Genomic DNA, 19,415 nt, shown 5'->3' on the forward strand with positions numbered 1-19,415 from the left:
ACCAGAAACATCAATTCTGACGTGGGAAAACTTTTTTACAAGCCTTGTTTTTGAGCGTTTAGCGCAACAAATTGTCAGTCAAGATCAGCGGCGCACGCGGTCTTGGGCCCGGTGAAACGGGTTCTAGCTCACAAGCTTGAAAGGAGGTGATCCGATGTCTCATGGTTCAGTAGCGAGGTCGGTGAAGATCCCTACGGAGCATATTCGGTAACTTTCCAGCCGAGTAAGGCTACGTGAGCGGCGCTTCCGGCCGCTGACCATGCGAAGGGCAGTTTCGACCGAGGTCGGAGCTGCCCTTCTCATTTGCGCCACAGTTCACCCGGTCTGCGCTTCCCGATTTGTGTCAGTGAAGATTGCCTGCCTTGCGAAAGCGCGCGCCGCGCATTACCCGCCGGAACATGGAATTCGAGCATATCACGCACCCCTCGCCCATGGCCGACGACGCCCGCGAAGCGATTCTGGCCGATCCGGGATTCGGCACGCACTTCACCGACCACATGGTCACGATCGAATGGTCCGAGGAAAAGGGCTGGCACGATGCCAAGGTTGGCCCCCACGAGGCGATTGCGCTCAATCCGGCTGCGGCGGTGCTCCACTACGCGCAGGAAATTTTCGAAGGGCTCAAGGCCTATCGCCACGAAGACGGCGCCATCGCCCTGTTTCGTCCTGAACAGAACGCGCGCCGGTTGAACGCATCGGCGGACCGGCTGGCCATGCCGAACCTTCCCGAAGACCTTTTCCTGCAGGCGATTCGCGAATTGATCGCGGTCGACAAGGCGTGGGTGCCCAGCCTTGAAGGGGGATCGCTTTACCTGCGCCCCTTCATGATCGCGACCGAGGCTTTCCTGGGCGTGCGCCCGGCAAAGAATTACAAGTTCCTCGTGATCGCAGGGCCTGCGGGCAGTTATTTCAAATCCGGCGCACCGGCGGTCAGCATCTGGATTTCGGACTACAGCCGCGCTGCCCCCGGCGGAACGGGCGCGGCGAAATGCGGCGGCAACTACGCCGCCAGCCTGGTCCCCACGCGCGAGGCGTTTGCCCGCGGGCACGACCAAGTGCTGTTCCTCGACGCGGTTGAGCACAAGTGGGTGGAAGAACTGGGCGGAATGAACCTGTTCTTCGTTTTCGACGATGGCAGCGTGATCACGCCGCCGCTGACGGGCACCATCCTGCCGGGCATCACCCGCAACAGCCTGATCCAGATTATGCGCGAAGAAGGCCTCGATGTGCGCGAGGAGCCTTACAGTATCGATCAGTGGCGCGACGATGCCCAGAGCGGTCGCCTGCTCGAAACCATGGCCTGCGGGACAGCTGCCGTGGTTACCCCGGTCGGCAAGGTCGCGGGCGACGATGGGGAATTCACTATCGGCAGCGGCGGCCCCGGCCAGCTCACCAGCAAGATCCGCGAACGGCTCACCGGTATTCAGCGCGGCACCAGCGCCGACACGCACGGCTGGGTGACACGGCTGGTCTGATCGCTGCAGAAACAGGCGCAGGACGCCTGCGCCTTCCGATCAGAACCGCGCCTTCACCAGGAACCACCGCGTGAACGTGGCGCTTGGCCGGACTACGATGATCCCCACCCCGCACAGCGCGATGGCCCCACCGATCAGAAGGCGCGGGCCGATCTCGTCCCCGGTCAGCCATGCCCCGAAGGCGATCGTCAGGATAGGCGTCATGAGCGTGAGTGGGACCAGAAGGTTGGCATCGTGCGCCTGCAACAATTTGAAATACGCCGTATGCGCGCCGACCGATACGATGATCGAAGCGAAGAACAGGCAGGCAGCCAGTTCCAGCGGCGCCGCCGCAAACGCCGAAACCTGGCCACTTTCCAGGCCGAGGCTCAGCGGCAACAGAACGATCATCGAAGACACGGCGGCCCACGCCTGAAGCTGGATGGACGATATCTCCAGCCGCTTGACGAACACCGACCCGAGCGCGCCGATGACTGCCGATACGAACACCAGCAGAAGGCCCGCGCTTGCCTCCATCTGGTTTTCACCCATCATCGCGAACAGCACGCCCCCGAACGCAAGTGCGATTCCCAGCCCCCTGCGCCATCTGACCTTCTCACCCAGAAACAGGATGGCGAACAGCACGGTCATCGGCGCGCCTGAAAGGCTGATCACCCCCGCAGCCGATGGGCTTGCCGTTTGCAAACCCATGAACAGCAGGGAAAACGATCCGCCGCTGATCGCAAGGCCGACCAGCATGACCCGGCCGAGTTGCGGCGGCACCGGACGCAGCAACGGCAACAGCGCGATGGCAACGATCGCGGACCTCAGCAGAGCATAGAAAAGCGGCGGCGCGCCAAGATCGCCGACCGCGATCTTGCTGATCACGACATTGAGCGCCCACACGATGTTGCAGAACATCATGATCGCAAGACTGCGCGAACTCATGCCTTTAGAACGACCGGCGCTGGCAGAAGTCGGTTATGCGTTTCACCTTCAATCCACTCTGGGTTTGAGCACCTCGTCATGCGGCAGTTTCGCAGCCAGCCTGGCAAAATACTCGGGCCGGCGCGGATAGCGCACGGTCACCAGAAGGACAATCGACGTCACGACACCTGCCCCCACAACGAGGAAGATCGAAGGCAGCCCGCCGAACGATTCCACCCTGCTCAGCATGAACGCGCCAAAGGATATGCCGAAGTTGGAAAGCGCCATGTAGATCGTGAACTGGGTGGCCGCCACGCTGACATCGCACAGCCTCATCGAGATCGGCAGACAGGCAACGGTGAGCAGGAAATCCAGCGAAACCCACGCATAGACGAATGCCATGAACAGCCGCTCGTCCGACCATTGGTCGACGCTGAAGTACATTATGCTGACCACCGCCAGCTGCACGAACAGCCAGCCGATCGCGGTCCGCTTGGCACCGAACTTGTCACCCAGCCATCCACCAAGCGTGAGGCAAAGAACCCCCGCGATCAGTCCGGCCGACGCGGTAAGGCCCGATATCTGCGCCTCGTTCCAGCCGAGAAAATTCGATCCGATCATCGGTGTCGCGCCCGTAAGCCCGCCGTAGAATATGCCCCTGCCGAACAGGACGGGCACCCACAGGACACTCGGCAATTTCGTAAGCGAGACAAATGTGCTTCGCAGTACCGGCCACCATGCCTCCGCCTGGATGGCAAGGTTGCGCGGATGGGATGTCCCCTTGCTCCAGGGGAAGCGTCGTTCCCCATCGCGTTCGTTGAAGGACAGAATGTAAACGCACAGCGCGCCGATCAGAAGTGCCACGATCGCATAGGCCGCCGGGGCACCATACGTACCGATGACAGCCCCTGTCAGCGCGGTGGCTGCGGCAATCCCGATCGCCTGCCCGCCGAACATCATCCCGCTGCCCCTGGCCCGTTCGTCTTCCTCCATGATGTCGACCGCGAGGCCGTCCACCGCGACATCCTGAAACGTCGTCGCCATGTTTACCGCAAAGCCGATCCCACCCAGAAGAGCGACATCGGTAACGCCGGGGTTGAGCAGGATCGCGGTGACAAGGCACGCGATCATCGCGCCCTGGGATCCCAGCAGCCAGGCACGGCGGCGCCCCATCGGAAGGTACGTGTAACGGTCCATGAAGAAGCCGTTGACGAATTTGAGGCTCCACGGGAGCGCGGTCAGGGCGATGACCGATCCGACGTCGGCAACCGACGCGCCGTTTGCCGCCATCCAGGCCGGAATTGCGAACCAGAACAAGCCAATCGGCATGCCCTGCCCAACGTAGAGGATGAAGAGAGTAAAAAGTCGCAAACGCCGACTCTGCGATAAAACGAGAGTCTTCGATTCAAACGATGGTGCCATGGTCCCCCCATTGCCGCCCGAAGGACGACAGGTAGCGACCGCTATTGCTTCGAATACACAGCGACGTTCGGTTTGTTAAGCGCCCAGCGCTATTTAATCTTCGGCGCTTGTGCTCTTGGGGAGCGAGGTCGCCAGATCCTGAAGCCAGATGTCGGCAACCGCATCGCTGGGCGCACGCCAGTCACCCCGCGGGCTCAGCGCCCCGCCCGCGCTCACCTTGGGACCGTTGGGCATCGCGCTGCGCTTGAACTGGCTGAAAGCGAAGAACCGCTTCACGAAGTTCTCCAGCCAGTGGGCAATCGTCGCAAGGTCGTATTCGTTCTTGGCGTCTTCGGGGAAACCGATGGGCCACAGGCCGGCCTTCGTGTCTTTCCAGGCGTGCCAGGCAAGGAAGGCCACGTGGCTGGGCTTGTGACCCCAACGGATGATGTGATGCAGGAAAAAATCGTTCAGTTCGTATGGGCCGATGATCGACTGCGTGCTTTGAATCTGGCCATCGGCATCGGCTGGCACCAGCTCGGGGCTGATTTCAGTGGCCAGGATGTCGGCAAGGACAGCATCCACGCCCTCATCGAACTGGCTGGTGGTGGTGGTCCAGCCGATCAAATACTGGATCAAGGTCTTCGGAACGCCTGAATTCACGCCGTAATGGCTCATCTGGTCGCCAACACCATAGGTGCACCAGCCCAGCGCCAGCTCGGAAAGATCGCCCGTGCCGATGACGAAGCCGGAATGGTGCCCCGCCAGCCGGAAAAGATAATCGGTCCTCAGGCCCGCCTGCACGTTTTCGAAGGTGGTATCGTAAACTGGATGGCCATCCGCAAAAGGATGTCCGATGTTTTCCAGCATGGTTGTGGCGGTCGGGCGAATGTCGATTTCCTCCGCCGTGATGCCAAAGGCGTTCATCAGCCTCCATGCGTTGGATTTCGTGCCCTCGGACGTGGCAAAACCCGGCATCGTGTACCCGCGTATATCGGTGCGCGGACGGTCGAGGCGGTCCATCGCCTTGGCGGCCACCAGCAGGGCATGGGTGCTGTCGAGGCCGCCCGAAATGCCGATCACCAGCGATTTCGCCCGGGTCGCCTGCACCCGGCGCATGAGCGCATCAACCTGGATGTTGAACGCTTCGTAACAATCCTCGTCCAGCTTTTCGGCGCGGTTGGGGACGAAAGGGAACCGGCGGATCGGGCGTTGCAAGCCCTTGTCGCCAGCCGGCGGAGAGTGTTCGAACTCGATGCGGCGAAACCAGTCTTCGGGCCGCCCCGCGGCTTCGGCGGCATCGTTGAACGTGCCCATCCGCATACGTTCGGCAAGGATGCGCTGCGTATCGATATCGGTCACGCACAATTCCGGGTGCAGATCGAAGCGCGTGCTTTCCACCATCAGGTCGCCCATCTCGTAGATCATGCCCTGCCCGTCCCACGCGAGATCGGTCGTGCTCTCGCCATGGCCTGACGCCGAATAGGCATAGGCGCACACGCAGCGGCTGGAACTTGCGCGGGAAAGCAGGTGGCGCTCGTCCGACTTGCCAATGGTGATGTTGGACGCAGACAGGTTCAGCAAGATGGCCGCTCCGGCAAGTGCGGCCATCGTACCGGGAGGATTGGGTGACCAGAAATCCTCGCAGATTTCGATCCCGAAGATGAACCCCTTCATATTGCCGGCGGCAAAGATCAGGTCGGTGCCGAACGGCACGTCCCGGGCATTCACCGCTATGGTCAGGCCAACGCATTCGCGGCCATTCGCAAACCAGCGCTTTTCATAGAATTCGCGATAGTTCGGCAGAAAGCTTTTCGGCACCGCGCCCAGCAACTTGCCGCGAGCGATCACAAGGGCGCAGTTGTAGATCCGGCCGTTGCGCCGCAGAGGTGCGCCGATGACGAGAACGGGCGAAAGGTCGCGCGACGCTTCGACGATATTGGCCAGATGCACCTCGACCGCGTCGAGCAGCGCCGTCTGGATATGCAGATCGTCCAGGGCATAAGACGACAGGCACAGTTCGGGGTACAGCAGCAGGTCCACGTTCTGATCGTGCGCCTTGCGCGCCTGTTCCAGGATACCTTCGGCATTGTAGGCCACGTCGGCGGTGCGAACCTTTGGCGTGCTGGTCGCCACGCGCACGAAGCCGTGGGTATGCAAGTCATAAAACGGGTGGGTATCGGTTGCGGCCATGTGGCTGTCCTGAAGTCCGGTGGAAGGAGTGATCGATGGCGTTATCCAGTCCACGGGCTGGCATATGCCGAGGTCGGAAAGCCGCCGCTGGACAGGTGCCCGGGCTATCTTGCCCTTGGCTTCCCATCCATAGACCGTTCGGCTTGGCCACGGTTCCGGCACGCCGTAAACGCGGCCGAATTCCGCCGCCGTCAACGGTGGATCATGCGCTTCGCGAAAGGTGCGGATCTTGGTTCCGGCAACGTGCATTGCCGCATCAGTATCCCTTCAGGATACTTTAGGCAACCGTCGCGGATTGCCTGGCCAGTTCGGTCCTGTACCCGTGAAGCGCGCCGCCCGATGCGTGGACCGCGTTGGCCTGCTGGGCAAACGCTTCCATCAGGCTGGATCCGAGCCCCTCGCCCGATCCGGAAACGGCATCGATGCCCACGCCGTCGTCCTCGATGGTCAGGCGCCAGTCGCCATCCGCGACATGGAAGAAGATGCCGATCTTGCCGCGGCGTTCGTCAGGAAAAGCGTATTTGACGCAATTCGCCATCGCTTCGTTCACATAAAGACCAATCGCGACCGCGTGTTCACGGGGCAAGGAAACAGCATCGATCTCGCGATAGACATCGATATTCTCTGACACGGCCGATCGTTCGATCCGGTCGATCAGCAAACCGAGGTACGGCTTCATCGCAACCTCGCGCTCGTCCGCTTCGTCGAACGACAGGCTGGAATAGGCATCGGCGAATGTTCGCACCCGAACCGCCGCATCGTCCAGGTGCCCATGCAGCGATAGGTCGGAAATGCGCCGTTTCTGGATTTCCAGAAGGCTTGCGACCAAGGCAAAATTGTTCTTCGTGCGATGTTCCAGTTCGGCCAGCAGCACCAGGCGCCTATCGGCGGCATCGCGGATCTGTTCGAATGTGCTGTTCGCAGCGCGGCGGAACGCCTCGGCAAATATGATGACGATCAGACAGCAGGCTGCGTTGAGGATGACGCGCGGCGGATCCGACGGGTTCGTGAAGGTGAACGAACCCACGGCCGGCAAAACGAAATACCATGCCCACACGAAGGTCGCAGAAAAGGCAACCAGCCCGGCTCGCCAGTGTCCGTAAAGGGTCGCGAGGAGGACCGTCGGATAGATCAGCGCGAAGGGACCGGACGTCGGCGCCCAGATATCGAACACCACCCTGAGGCCGATCATCGCAACGGCACACAGCAAGCCGAAGATCAGCTGCGAAGCAAGCTTGCCCCGGCGCGAAAGGAACTGGCGGCTGACATCGAATTGAGCGAGTCTCTGCATGACACGCCTTTCCCGCGGGGATTAGGTTCGGCGGCGACCTGCCGCCGAAACGCCGACGCTTCCCGCGATATCGGCGATACCGCGATACGCTACCGCGAACCAAGAGTCGAATATTGTCGTGCGAAACAGCCGAAAGATCAGGCGGCAAGCAGTTCGGTGGCGGACGGTGCCGATTCCAGCATCGCGATCAGGCCCCGTTCGTCGCGCGTCAACCACTTGGTTGCGCGCGGTAATTCCAGCGCGGTGCGCCATCCTTCCTGACTGTCGACCAGGCCTATCACCGCAGGGTGGATGTAGCTTTTGCGGGTGACAGCCGGGGTGTTTCCGAGCTTGCTGGCCACGCAATCGAGCAGGGTCTTCATCGGAATCGCCCCATCGCCGGTTCGCAGGCATTCAAAGGCCATCACGCTTGCGTGCCAGGTTCTGAAGTTCTTGGCGGTGAAGCGGTGCCCCATCGTCTCTTCCAGATATTCGTTCACGTCTGTCGACCCGACGGCCTGAACGTCGCCAGCATCGTCGACATATTTGAAGACGTTCTGCCCCGGCAGATCCTGCATCTGGCGCACCATCCGGGCGAGGCTTCCGTCCGACAGCGTGACTTCGCGCATCTGGCCCGACTTGCCCTTGTATCGCAGCTTCAGCGTCTTGCCGGTGACTTCGGCGTGGCGGCGGCGAAGGGTGGTTGCACCGAAACTCTTGTTGCGCTGCGCGTAACCTTCGTTGCCGACACGCACCGCGCCCAGATCGAGCAGACGCACGACGCTGGCCACGGCGCGATCCCAGGTCATCTTGCGCCCGGAAAGGTCGCTTTCGACACGCTTGCGGACCAGCGGCAAGAGGCTGCCGAACGCCAGGCAGCTGTCGAACTTCTCGCTTTCGCGCATGGTGCGAAAATCGGGGTGATAGCGGTATTGTTTGCGCCCCTTTGCGTCGATCCCGGTTGCCAGGATGTGGCCGTTGGCGGCGGGACAGAACCACGCATCGACATAGGCGGGCGGCAGCGCGACAGCGTTCAGCCGTTCCTTTTCGGACCGATCGGTAATCAGGTTACCGAGCGGATCGTAATAGGCCCATCCCTTGCCTGCACCCTTTCGGGTGATGCCGGGAAGATCGATGTCGACATAGATGAGCTTTGTCATGGCGTATCGAATACTCGCGGCAGGCGGGCCGGGTTCCGCTTGCTTGCGAAAAGACCCGCACCCACCTAGCCCGTTGCAACCAACAGGAGAGCGAACTTGGCCGATCCCACCTACACCCCGCCCGAAGTCTGGACCAACGACGCCGAGAACGGCGGACGCTTTGCGGCGATCAACCGGCCGACTGCCGGAGCGCGGGAGGAGAAGGATTTGCCTGTGGGCGAACACGCCCTGCAACTCTATTCGCTGGCGACGCCAAACGGCGTGAAGGCGACGATCATGCTGGAAGAACTGCTGGAAGCCGGTTTTTCCGAAGCCGAATACGATGCCTGGACCGTGAACATTTCGGACGGCACGCAATTCACCAGCGGCTTTGTCGACGTGAACCCCAATTCCAAGATACCGGCGCTTCTGGACTGCAGCGGCGCGCAGCCGGTTCGCGTGTTCGAAAGCGGCGCGATCCTGATGCACCTGGCAGAAAAGTTCGGCGCCTTCCTGCCCACGGATCACACCCGCGCCGAAGTGTTGAGCTGGCTGTTCTGGCAGATCGGCAGCGCGCCTTTCATCGGTGGCGGGTTCGGCCATTTCTATGCCTATGCGCCGGAAAAGTACGAATACCCGATCAACCGGTACGCAATGGAAACCAAGCGCCTGTTCGATGTCGCCGACCAGCGCCTGGCGCAGGCCGAATACCTGGGTGGCGGGGAATATACTGTCGCCGACATGGCCGCCTATCCGTGGATGGCCCCCTTCGTATTCGGCGGAATCTACGGCGAAGCGCGCAAGTTCCTCTCCATCCACGAGTACGAGAATGTCGAGCGCTGGGTGAAGCAGATTTCGGCGCGTCCTGCGGTGCGCCGCGGGCGGATCGTCAACAAGGCCTGGGGAGAAGAAGACGAACAATTGCTCGAGCGCCATTCGGCTGCCGATTTCGAAGGCAAGAAGCTGTAACGCACCCCTTCACATCCGCTCCGGGCACGTTATAGGGGCGGCCCGGCGCACACGCGCCTGCTGGGGTGTAGCCAAGCGGTAAGGCACCGGTTTTTGGTACCGGCATGCGCAGGTTCGAATCCTGCCACCCCAGCCACTCTCTCCCTCATCTTCCGGTTGCAGGTTGCAACCTTCCCGCTACGTTCAATTCCGACGAGCAAGTGGAGAGAGTACTCGCATGGCGCACACGGACCCCGAACGCACCCCCGTAATCGTTGGTGTGGGGCAGATAAACGACCGCCCCGAACAACCCGGCGATGGCCTCGATCCCGTGGCACTGATGGCCGAGGCGCTGCGGCGCGCAGACGATGACGCGGGCGGCGGCCTGCTGGCCGATTGCGATTCCCTGGCGGTGGTGGCCCAGCTTGCCTGGCCCCAGCTCAACCCCGTCGATGGTGCCGTTGCCGAAGCGCTGGGAATCGATCCGGCCCACCGTATGCAAACAGCGATGCCGAATGGCGACAGCCCGATCTTGCTCCTGCATGAAGCGGCCAATCGTATCGGGCGCGGCGAAGCGTCGATTTGCGCGATAACCGGCGGCGAGGCGCTGCGAACCGCAGGCCAGCTTGCCGCCATGAAGCCCCGCGATACCGATGAAAAACCCAACGCCCTGCGCGATGCCACACACCGCGTCCGCAAAGGGTACGCGCAGGCCTACGGCCTCGTCATCCCGACCGACGTGTACCCGCTTTACGAAAACGCCGGCCGCGCGGCCTATGGCCAGACATTGGCGCAAGGGCAGGCCGAAAGCGGCGCGATATGGGCCGCAATGAGCCAGGTCGCCGCGCAATACCCGGGCGCGTGGATACGCAAGCCGGTGAGCGCCGAAGACGTCACCACGCCATCGGACAACAACCGCCCGATCGCGTTTCCCTACACCAAGCTTCAGGTCGCCAATTCATCGGTGAATCAAGGCGCGGGGTTCATCGTCACGAGCCTTGCCGAAGCGCGCAGGCGAGGGATTGATGAAAGCCGCCTGGTGTTCATCGGCTATGGCGCGGCAGCGCATGAAAACGGAAATTTCCTTGTGCGCGATCGCTACGATGCGTCGCCCAGCCTGGCCACATCGATCGAACAGGCCATGGCGCTCAATGGCATCGAAACCGGCGATCTCGATCATGTCGAACTGTACAGCTGCTTCCCCTGCGTCCCGAAGATGGCGCGGCGGGTGCTGGACTGGCCGCTGGACAAGCCTTCGACCGTCTTCGGCGGCCTGACGTTCGGTGGCGGCCCCATCGGCAATTACATGAGCCACGCGGTGGTCGCGATGGTCGAAAAACTGCGCGGCACGGGGGAAAAAGGGTTGTTGTTCGCCAATGGCGGATACGCGACCCACAACCACACGATCCTGCTTTCGGGACACCCCACGCACGCGCAGTTCCCGCAGGACTTCGACTTCCAGGCGCAAGCGGATGCACGCAGGGGTCCGGTTCCCGCGCTCGATGAAGACTATTCGGGGCCTGCAACCGTGGAAACCTACACCGTATTCTATGACCGCAACGGCGCACCGCGCGCAGGCGTAGTCGTGGCGAAGACGCCCGACGGCTCCCGGACGCTGAGCGCAGTGGACGTGTCCGACCCGGATATGATCTGTGCGCTTACTTCGGGAGAGACGGAACCCGTGGGCCGCGCTGGAACGATCAGCCGTTTGCCGGACGGTCTTGCCCACTGGCACTTCGCGTGAACGCCAAGCTCGGTTGCATTGACGAACCGAATTGAGCAAGACAGTTCAAGAACATCAGGACGAGGGAGAATACAGACGTGAGCACATTCGAAACGATCATCGTCGAGAGAGACGGCGCTGTTGCGAAAATTACCCTCAACCGGCCCGAACGGCTCAACGCCTGCCCGCCGAACATGGCGGACGAGATTTTCGAAGCGACGCGTGATCTTGGCGATGCGCGCGCGCTGCTCATTACCGGCACCGGACGGGCGTTCTGCTCGGGCGCCGATCTCGCCGCGCGCGGCGATCGTTCCGTGGGCGGCGGCGACGGCGCGTTCGATGCGCTTTCGCGCCACTACAACCCGATGGTCATGGCCCTGGCAAACCTGCCGGTGCCGGTGATCAGCGCCGTTCAGGGCCCGGCAGCCGGGGTCGGCTGTTCGATCGCGCTTGCGGCGGATTTCGTGATCGCCGGCAAGAGCGGCTATTTCCTCCAGGCCTTCGTCAATATCGGCCTCGTTCCCGATGGCGGGTCAAGCTGGCTGCTCCCACGCCTTGTCGGCATGGCGCAGGCGACCCGCATGATGATGCTCGGCGAGAAGATCCACGCCGAAGAGGCCGAACGGATCGGCTTGATCTACAAGTGCGTCGAAGACGATGCCCTGACGGCCGAGGCAGAAGCGCTGGCCGCTCGGTTGGCCGCAGGACCGACGGTTGCCCTCGGCCTGATGAAGCAGACGATGCGCGATGGGCTCCAGGCGGATTTCGGGTCCACCCTGGCCGCAGAAGCGACCGCTCAGCGAAAGGCGGGCGGATCGCAGGATGCAATGGAAGGCGGGATGGCGTTCCTTCAAAAGCGCAAGGCCCAATTCAAGGGTGCCTGACGCCGCCGAAACCGCGGCAGACTGGATCGCCCTTGCCCATGATGCCGCGGCGGCTGCGCGCGATTACACCGATGCAGTGCATGCCAAGGTTGCCGGAATCATCGCCCCCGGCGGCAAGGTCGACGCCGCGCTGGCCGAACGCGAACAGCGGCTGGTGCATGGGTTTGCGTGGATAGCGACCACGGCCGAAGCCCTGGGCGCGGTGGCCCAATGGGCTTCGCGTGCCCATGCCGCCGGTTCCTATGGCGAAGTCGACGAACTGGCCTTGCGAGTGGGCTTCGGGGAATACTGCGCCCAGATCGCCGGCGGCGTTCCAATGAGCCAGAGCGAGGTGGCGCGACCGTCCGATTTCGGGCTGGCTTTCGAAGCGCACGATTTTGCCTCGAAAGGCGCCGTGGCGCGTTTTCTTGCAAGCGGCAGCACGCCAGAAACCCGGGCGAAATTCGCCGAAATTCTGGCGCAAGGAAACCGCCCCTACGAAGGGTTTGGCGACGAAACGCTGGACCTGATCCGCGACCAGTTTCGCGCCTTCACCCGCGATCGCATCGCCCCCAAGGCGCATGAATGGCATCTCGCGGACGATCTCATCCCGATCGAAGTGGTCGAGGAGATGGCCGATCTCGGCGTGTTCGGCGTCTGCATCGCGGAAGAATATGGCGGCCTCGGCCTCGGTAAACTGGCGATGTGCCTTGTCTCCGAAGAGCTTTCGCGCGGGTGGATCTGCGCCGGTTCGCTTGGCACCCGGTCCGAAATCGCCGGCGAATTGATCGGGGAGAACGGGACGGACGAACAGAAGGCGAAATTCCTGCCCCTGCTCGCCGACGGGTCGATCCTGCCGACCGCGGTCTTCACCGAACCGGACACCGGATCGGACCTTGCGTCTGTCCGCACGCGTGCAAGCCCGGCGGCGGACGGGACATGGCGCATCAACGGCGCGAAGACATGGATCACCCATGCCGCCCGGGCCGATCTCATGACCGTGCTGTGCCGGACAGATCCGGACACGCCGGGTTATGGCGGCCTGTCGATGCTGCTTGCCGAAAAGACCCGCGGCACCGATGAAGCCCCCTTCCCCGATCCCGGCATTGCTGGCGGAGAGATCGAAGTGCTCGGTTACCGCGGCATGAAGGAATACACGCTCGGTTTCGACGATTTTACCGTGGCCGAAGATGGCCTGCTTGGCGGGGCCGAAGGACAAGGTTTCAAGCAGTTGATGCGGACCTTCGAAGGGGCGCGTATCCAGACCGCCGCAAGGGCGATCGGGGTGGCATGGAACGCGTTCGACCTTGGCCTGTCCTACGCGCTGGAACGCAAGCAATTCGGCAAGAACCTGCTGGCCTTTCCCCGCGTGTCCGACAAGCTGGCTATGATGGTCGCCGAACTCGTCATGGCGCGCGAACTGACCTATTCGGCAGCACGCCACAAGGACAAGGGCGAACGCTGCGATATCGAAGCCGGCATGGCGAAGCTGCTCGGTGCGCGGGTGGCCTGGGCCAACGCCGACAACGCCCTGCAAATCCATGGCGGCAACGGCTACGCCTTGGAATACGAGATCAGCCGCGTGCTGTGCGATGCCCGCATTCTGAACATTTTCGAAGGCGCTGGCGAAATCCAGGCCCATGTGATCGGCCGCGGCCTTGCCGCGTCGCGCGCGAACAGCCCCGCGGCCTGATCACCGGCCCACGCGGACTACATAAGCACCGCGGCGCGGCTTCAGTCCTGATGGGCCTCTTCGTAATGCCGGCCCAACCAGTCGCTGCCGTAATCGTTGGTGGGATCGCGCACAATTGAATGGACGTGGTTGTATCCCCCGCCACCCGATTGTTCGCGCACGTAATCGATCAGGATCGACGGTCCTTGCACGCGGAACATGTAACGCGCGCCCGGTTCGCCGACCGGGCCCCACCAGGCAAAATGAAGCGAATCCATTCCGTCCGCCACGATCGCCGACCGCTGGCGCGCGGCGGCTTCGTCGGAAGCGTTGCCGAGGTATTCGTCGATCAGGCCGGTCAGATAGATGCGTTGCCTGTCATCCAGTTGGGACGCCTCGATCCCCTTGGCATCTGCAAGGCGCGCCTGCTGGCCCTTGCCGACGAACGCTTCGTCATCAACGGTTGGTGCGATGACAGCCTTGGCGATCTGATCGGTATCGAGGGATGCCATCAAGGCGAACGCACGGTCCGCTTCGTGCTGCAAAATCCGCCAGCCGGCATAGCGCCCATCCGGTACGATTTGCGGATTGGCCCCCAGGAACAGCGGGACGAACGCGATGCGCCCTTCCGAGACCGTGAAATTGGCGGCGTAGTGATGGCCCGTGACCGTCCACCCCCAATCGGCACCGGCAAGATCGCCGTAGATTTTCACGTAGAACAGCTCTGAATCGTAGGCGGGCAGCATTGTTGCCGCCTGCGCCCTGCGGGGATCGCTGTCCTCAAGCTCGGCCATCGATTGTGAGACGAGTTCGTGAAGAACATCCTCGTGCCAGATGATGGTGGTCGATTTCAGATATCCCTGGCTCGACAGCGCGGCCGCCATCAGGGCGTGCAGCGCCTTGCGCTGATCGGTTGTCATACCCGCTACCGCCGCGCCCGTGCGGGGGGCGAAATTCACCGGCAGGTTGGACCAGCTGGTGCGCGCCGATTCGTCGTCCAATCCGGTCACGGCTTGCGCGCGCTGGCTGTCGTCGAGGGTGTCGAGGAAGGCCTCGGTTGCCTGGCGCATTGCCGCGACGCGCGATTCCTCGAGCGTTATGGCGTGACCATCTTCGGCGGCGGCCATCGCCCCACCGGGAACCAGAGCCGCGCCTGCCAAAGCAAACAAAAGGTGACTTCTCATCGCATCCCCCCCACACAAATCACGCGCCCCGAACGAAGGTGTAGGCCGCGGATCGCGGGGCGACAAGGCACGGTACCTGGGCAGGCTGCGACGCGCCCTTCGATCAGGATGTCCGAAGGGGCGCGCCCGGATTAACGGAACTCCAGCCCTTCGAACGAACCGCTCCTTCGCCAGGCATCGATGTGGGTGAAGAAACCCTGCGCGCCTGCGGGATGGCCGAGGGCAAAGCGCTCCTGTTCGCCATAACCCTGCCCTTCGTTGTTGTAATATCCCGGCGTGCACTCGGTGCTCCCGATCCGTGCGCCCGGACCGGTCAGCAGGAAATCGATCCATTTCTGCTGGGCTTCGGCGGTCGGCTCCACTTCGGCATGGCCATTGGCCTGCGCGTGGCTGACCACGGTTGCCACCGTAACGGCGTGATCGACGAGATTGTGCGGATAATTGGCAATGAAAGCCGCGGCCTGGTTCTGCTGAACGAAGAACAGGTTCGGAAACCCGTGGACGTGCAGCCCGTGGAAGGATCGCATTCCGTCCTTCCAGTATTCCGATAGCCTCACGCCGTCGCGGCCGGTCACATCATACCCCGAACGCGCGACGAAATCGGTGCCGACTTCAAAGCCCGAAGCATAGATGATGCAATCGACCTCGTATTCCTTGCCGTTGGCGACAACTCCCTTTTCGGTGATCCGTTCGACACCCTGCCCCTCCGTATGGACCAGGTGGGTGGTGGGGCGATTGAACGCCTGCAGATATTCGTCATGGAAGCAGGGGCGTTTGCACAGCTGGCGATACCAGGCCTTGAGCTGCTCGCCCGTATCGGGATCATCGACGATTGCCTGTGCCCGTTCGCGGATTTCTTCCATCTTGCCGTTATCGGCGTCTTCGAAGGCGGCCATGATGTTTTCCGGCGTGCGGTCTTCGGGTGCCATGTCGATGACCTGCGCACGAATACGTTTGCCAAGGTCGGTCCAGCCGTCATCGACAAGGTCTTCGGCGGGGAAACCGATTCCGAGGTTGGCGACGAAATTTTCCTGCCATTTCTTCTGCCATCCCGGTTCGTTCACCCCGGCAAACCATTCCGGATCGATGGGAACATTGTTCCGTTCGTCGACGGAAGACGGGGTGCGCTGGAACACGAACACTTCCTTGGCGTCGCGCGCAACGTGGGGAACGCATTGAACGGCTGTCGCGCCGGTGCCGATAATCGCCACCCGCTTGTCGGCAAGCGCGGTCATCGGCGCACCTTCGGGGGTTCCGCCGGTGTAGGAATAATCCCACCGGCTGGTGTGAAAGCTCTTGCCCGCGAAATTCTCGATCCCGGGCAAGCCCGGCAGTTTCGCGACGTGGAGCGGCCCGGTGCCCATGCCGATATAATTCGCGGTGAAGGCATCCCCGCGATCGGTGCGAATTACCCAGACCTTCCCCGCATCGTCCCATGCAAGGTCGGTCACCCGTGTATGAAAAAGCGCATTGTCATAGAGATCGAAATGTTCGCCGATCCGAGAACAATGGTCGCGAATTTCCGGCGCGTGGGCGTATTTCTCGCTCGGCATGTGTCCGGTTTCTTCGAGCAGTGGCATATAGATCATCGACGCGGTGTCGCACTGCGCACCGGGATATCGGTTCCAGTACCAGGTCCCGCCGAAGTCGCCGCCTTTCTCGATGATGCGGTAATCCTCTATTCCCGCTTCCTTGAGCCGCGCGCCGGTGACCAGTCCGGCAAACCCGCCGCCGATAAACGCGAAGGTCACGTGGTCGGTGACCGGTTCGCGCGGCTTCACTGGTGTGTAGGGATCAGCCGCAAGATCGGAAAATTCGCTCTCCAGGCGTTTGTACTGCGCCGAACCGTCAGCGCGCAGGCGCTTGTCGCGTTCCTCGGCATACTTACGGCGAAGCGCGTCCTTGTCGATTGCCGGTGCGGCGTGCGTGGTGGCCAAAATATTTCTCCCGTAGGCAAGGTGCTGGCACAAAGGTGCGTCAAGTCTGCCGCGCTGGCAACTATCTGAAACCGATTTCGGAGCGATCCGGCATGAAAACCGAGGCGACGGCGGTTCGGCCCGGCCAAAAAAATGGCGGCCCCTTCCAGAGCCGCCATCCAGTTTCAGAACTCCGCGTTGCGGAGACCTTCGGGTCGCAATGTCTAGCTAGAACGAACGCCTCGGCCCGATCACTAGTAATTTTCCGGAGCGCGATGGGTCACGGCACCAGGACCAATGCCCCTTCCACCGTGCCCTCGCGCAGACGCCGAAGCGCCTCGTTTGCCTGTTCGAGGGGCATCGCTGTGAAGTGGGTCCGGATGGGAACCTGTACGGCGAGATCGAGGAACGCGGCGCCATCGTCCCGCGTCAGATTGGCGACCGAACGGATCGATCGTTCTTCCCAGAGTATTGCGTAAGGGAAACAGGGAATGTCGGACATGTGAATGCCCGCGCACACGACACGACTCCCTTTACCCACTGCCTTCAAGGCCTGCGGCACCAGTTCGCCGGCAGGAGCAAAGATTATCGCAGCGTCGAGCGGTTCTGGGGGCGGTTGCGAAGACGGCCCTGCCCATCGGCAACCCAGCGTGCGTGCAAAGTCCTGCCCGGCGTCATCCCCTTCCCTGGTGAAGGCAAAAACATCACGCCCTTGCCAAGCCGCAAGTTGCGCAAGGATATGCGCCGCCGCGCCGAAGCCATAAAGGCCGATCCGGCGCGCGTCGCCTGCCATGCGATAGGCGCGATACCCTATCAATCCCGCGCACAGCAGCGGCGCTGCGTGCTGGTCGTCCAGCGTTTCGGGGAGCGCAAAACAGTATCGCGCATCGGCAAGGCAGTGACTCGCGAACCCTCCGTCCCGCGTGAAGCCGGTGAACACCGGCGCGTCGCACAGGTTTTCCCGATCGGACAGGCAATAGCGGCACGTGCCGCAGGTGTGGCCCAGCCAGGGGACGCCGACACGCTGGCCAACCGACAGTCCGGATACATCCGCCCCCACCGCCTCGACAACACCCACGATTTCGTGCCCCGGCACGATCGGCAAGGTTCCATGAATATCCCCGTCCACAACGTGCAGATCGGTCCGGCACACGCCGCAGGCGCCAATTGCAACGCGCACCTCGTTCGCATCCGGTTCCGGAATTGGGCGCTCGACCAGCTTCAACGGTTGGCCCGGTGCATCGAGCTGCATCGCCCGCATGCCTGATGGCGCGGACCTCATCAGCACGGCTCCAATAGGCCAAGCACGCGTGATAGCGTCTCTTCGGCGGAACCGCTGGCGTCCACCCTATTCCACGAACCCAGCGACCCGATGCACCGCGCCATCTGTCTGTCGACCACATCGGGGCCCGCATCAGACGCGTCCCCTTTTCGTGCGAGCACGCGTGCGTGCAAGGTGGCTCGCGGCGCCTGCAGCCATAATCCGGTGAACGGGACATCGAGGCTGGCGGCCAGCCTCTCGATCCCAAGTCTTGTGTCCTCATAGTCGAAGACCGCGTCGACAATTACCGGCCACCCGGCCTGCACTGTCTTCGCTACCAGGTCGTACAAGGCGGCATAGGCGGCGTTGTGTGCAGCAGTTGTATAGGCGCTTTGCGGCAAATGCGCTTCGGGCTTCACACCGGCGAGCCGCTTTCGCAGCACATCCGTGCGCAACCATCGCGCACCGGGGACAGTGCCGATGCCGGGGGCCAGATTGCCAGCCACCGTCGATTTCCCGCTGCCGCTCAAGCCCCCGATGGCAATCACGCGCGGCGCTGGCCGTTCCAGCGCCGCCAGCGCAAGGCTGAGGAGATTGCGCGCCGCTTGGCCATCGCGTTGCCATTGCGCTGCAACGATCGCGGACTGCGCCGCGCGAATGGACAGGAAAAGCGGCAGCGCCGCCAGCCCAGCCGCCTCAGCCCGCCAGTCGCAATACCGGTTGAAGACCAGCGACGCTTCATTGCGAAGGCCGATGTGCCACAGGTGCACCAACAGCAGGGCGAGGTCGTAGAGCACGTCGACCGGTGCCTGTGTTTCAGATTGCGCAGGAAAGCTGTCGAGCATCGCTCCGCCGCTCTCTTCTACTACATCCTCCGCCACCTCGAGTGCTCCTACGCAGTGCCGCACGAAACCCTCCTCCGACCTCCTGTCGAGCAAACTGGAAAGTTGGGGTAGGCGATCGCAACTGGCCCGGAAAAGTTCATCGTTCAGCCTCGCGTCCATGGCCCGGCTCTTCGTCGCGCCAAGGCCCGCATGGTTCGCCTCGATCAGATTGAGGACGCGGCGGGCACCGTCCCCATGGGCGACCATCGCCCTGTCGTGACTGCTCACCACGGCATCGGCAATCTCACGCCAGACGGGCCGAAGCATGGGCACCGCGCCTGTTTGCATGTGCAGGTCAGCTCTCGCCCGTTCGTGAACGCGGGGTCGGCCAGAAGGGTTTTCGCGCGCCATAGTGCCGGTAACCAGAGCATCATGCCTTGCCCTTGGCGCTTCGTAGTTTCGCGTATCCGCCCGGCAGCCATGCGGCGGCGCAAGCGATCATCCCCGCAACGGTCAGCCCCGTTGCGGGAACGGTCCTAGTAACATTGCGGATTTCCCGAAAACGCCATGTCGCGGACTCCTGCACGGTCAACTTTCAACATGTCGAGCCTCTGCGTTGTTCAAAACGAAGAGGCTTTGC

General features: G+C 62.4%; 14 protein-coding genes and 1 tRNA gene. 6 read left to right on the forward strand and 9 right to left on the reverse strand.

What is annotated here, in order from left to right:
- Positions 1-398 precede the first annotated feature (398 nt).
- Complete coding sequence (locus VR863_RS06625) at positions 399-1,475, forward strand: branched-chain amino acid aminotransferase (RefSeq protein ID WP_324827681.1); 1,077 nt, start codon at positions 399-401, stop codon at positions 1,473-1,475.
- 39 nt (positions 1,476-1,514) lie between these two features.
- Here VR863_RS06625 and VR863_RS06630 read toward each other — a convergent pair whose 3' ends face one another.
- The 5 genes from VR863_RS06630 to VR863_RS06650 all read right to left on the reverse strand — a co-directional run bounded on the left by VR863_RS06630 (position 1,515) and on the right by VR863_RS06650 (position 8,405).
- The gene (locus VR863_RS06630; RefSeq protein WP_324827682.1) at positions 1,515-2,402 is read right to left on the reverse strand and encodes a DMT family transporter; all 888 of its coding nucleotides are present in this window, start codon (positions 2,400-2,402) and stop codon (positions 1,515-1,517) included.
- 48 nt (positions 2,403-2,450) lie between these two features.
- The gene (locus VR863_RS06635; RefSeq protein ID WP_324827683.1) at positions 2,451-3,752 is read right to left on the reverse strand and encodes an MFS transporter; all 1,302 of its coding nucleotides are present in this window, start codon (positions 3,750-3,752) and stop codon (positions 2,451-2,453) included.
- Between the two features lie 144 nt (positions 3,753-3,896).
- Positions 3,897-6,224 (reverse strand): NAD(+) synthase, encoded by a 2,328-nt coding sequence (locus VR863_RS06640; protein WP_434784973.1) that lies wholly within the window; start codon positions 6,222-6,224, stop codon positions 3,897-3,899.
- A gap of 28 nt (positions 6,225-6,252) precedes the next feature.
- The gene (locus VR863_RS06645; RefSeq protein ID WP_324827684.1) at positions 6,253-7,266 is read right to left on the reverse strand and encodes a sensor histidine kinase; all 1,014 of its coding nucleotides are present in this window, start codon (positions 7,264-7,266) and stop codon (positions 6,253-6,255) included.
- Positions 7,267-7,403: 137 nt separating this feature from the next.
- Positions 7,404-8,405, reverse strand: a complete 1,002-nt coding sequence (locus tag VR863_RS06650; RefSeq protein WP_324827685.1) for a DNA topoisomerase IB — start codon at positions 8,403-8,405, stop codon at positions 7,404-7,406.
- Between the two features lie 96 nt (positions 8,406-8,501).
- On the opposite strand from VR863_RS06650, the gene yghU reads away from it, so the two are divergent.
- The 5 genes from yghU (at position 8,502) to VR863_RS06675 (ending at position 13,611) form a co-directional block, all read left to right on the forward strand.
- The gene (gene yghU, locus VR863_RS06655) at positions 8,502-9,353 is read left to right on the forward strand and encodes a glutathione-dependent disulfide-bond oxidoreductase (protein ID WP_324827686.1); all 852 of its coding nucleotides are present in this window, start codon (positions 8,502-8,504) and stop codon (positions 9,351-9,353) included.
- Positions 9,354-9,414: 61 nt separating this feature from the next.
- Positions 9,415-9,489, forward strand: a tRNA-Gln gene (locus VR863_RS06660).
- Between the two features lie 81 nt (positions 9,490-9,570).
- Positions 9,571-11,076, forward strand: a complete 1,506-nt coding sequence (locus VR863_RS06665) for an acetyl-CoA acetyltransferase (protein ID WP_324827687.1) — start codon at positions 9,571-9,573, stop codon at positions 11,074-11,076.
- 77 nt (positions 11,077-11,153) lie between these two features.
- Positions 11,154-11,939 carry an enoyl-CoA hydratase-related protein gene (locus VR863_RS06670; RefSeq protein ID WP_324827688.1) on the forward strand — a complete coding sequence of 262 codons (786 nt, stop codon included), beginning with the start codon at positions 11,154-11,156 and terminating at the stop codon, positions 11,937-11,939.
- Entirely contained in the window at positions 11,932-13,611 is a 1,680-nt protein-coding gene (locus VR863_RS06675; RefSeq protein WP_324827689.1) for an acyl-CoA dehydrogenase family protein, read from the forward strand. The genes VR863_RS06670 and VR863_RS06675 overlap by 8 nt, the downstream gene beginning before the upstream one ends.
- A 41-nt stretch (positions 13,612-13,652) precedes the next feature.
- On the opposite strand, the gene VR863_RS06680 is transcribed toward VR863_RS06675, so the two are convergent.
- The 4 genes from VR863_RS06680 to VR863_RS06695 all read right to left on the reverse strand — a co-directional run bounded on the left by VR863_RS06680 (position 13,653) and on the right by VR863_RS06695 (position 19,102).
- Positions 13,653-14,774, reverse strand: coding sequence for a DUF3500 domain-containing protein (locus tag VR863_RS06680; RefSeq protein ID WP_324827690.1), 1,122 nt, complete (start codon positions 14,772-14,774; stop codon positions 13,653-13,655).
- A gap of 131 nt (positions 14,775-14,905) precedes the next feature.
- Positions 14,906-16,711: a flavin-containing monooxygenase gene (locus VR863_RS06685; RefSeq protein ID WP_324827691.1), complete on the reverse strand. Its 1,806-nt coding sequence runs from the start codon at positions 16,709-16,711 to the stop codon at positions 14,906-14,908.
- Between the two features lie 259 nt (positions 16,712-16,970).
- Positions 16,971-17,972: a zinc-dependent alcohol dehydrogenase family protein gene (locus VR863_RS06690; RefSeq protein WP_353545345.1), complete on the reverse strand. Its 1,002-nt coding sequence runs from the start codon at positions 17,970-17,972 to the stop codon at positions 16,971-16,973.
- On the reverse strand, positions 17,972-19,102 hold the full coding sequence (locus VR863_RS06695) for a P-loop nucleotide/nucleoside kinase family protein (RefSeq protein WP_324827692.1): 1,131 nt from the start codon (positions 19,100-19,102) through the stop codon (positions 17,972-17,974). Before VR863_RS06695 ends, VR863_RS06690 begins: the two co-directional genes overlap by 1 nt.
- Positions 19,103-19,415 lie beyond the last annotated feature (313 nt).

This window comes from Qipengyuania zhejiangensis (genome assembly GCF_035607565.1).
GTDB classification, from domain to species: domain Bacteria; phylum Pseudomonadota; class Alphaproteobacteria; order Sphingomonadales; family Sphingomonadaceae; genus Qipengyuania; species Qipengyuania zhejiangensis.

Excerpts from the sequence above, each read along its gene's own strand:
- VR863_RS06625 (WP_324827681.1), top strand. The coding sequence starts at position 399 with ATGGAATTCGAGCATATCACGCACCCCTCGCCCATGGCCGACGACGCC.
- VR863_RS06630 (WP_324827682.1), bottom strand. The coding sequence starts at position 2,402 with ATGAGTTCGCGCAGTCTTGCGATCATGATGTTCTGCAACATCGTGTGG.
- VR863_RS06640 (WP_434784973.1), bottom strand. The coding sequence starts at position 6,224 with ATGCACGTTGCCGGAACCAAGATCCGCACCTTTCGCGAAGCGCATGAT.
- VR863_RS06645 (WP_324827684.1), bottom strand. The coding sequence starts at position 7,266 with ATGCAGAGACTCGCTCAATTCGATGTCAGCCGCCAGTTCCTTTCGCGC.
- VR863_RS06650 (WP_324827685.1), bottom strand. The coding sequence starts at position 8,405 with ATGACAAAGCTCATCTATGTCGACATCGATCTTCCCGGCATCACCCGA.
- VR863_RS06665 (WP_324827687.1), top strand. The coding sequence starts at position 9,571 with ATGGCGCACACGGACCCCGAACGCACCCCCGTAATCGTTGGTGTGGGG.
- VR863_RS06680 (WP_324827690.1), bottom strand. The coding sequence starts at position 14,774 with ATGAGAAGTCACCTTTTGTTTGCTTTGGCAGGCGCGGCTCTGGTTCCC.
- VR863_RS06690 (WP_353545345.1), bottom strand. The coding sequence starts at position 17,972 with ATGAGGTCCGCGCCATCAGGCATGCGGGCGATGCAGCTCGATGCACCG.
- VR863_RS06695 (WP_324827692.1), bottom strand. The coding sequence starts at position 19,102 with ATGCTTCGGCCCGTCTGGCGTGAGATTGCCGATGCCGTGGTGAGCAGT.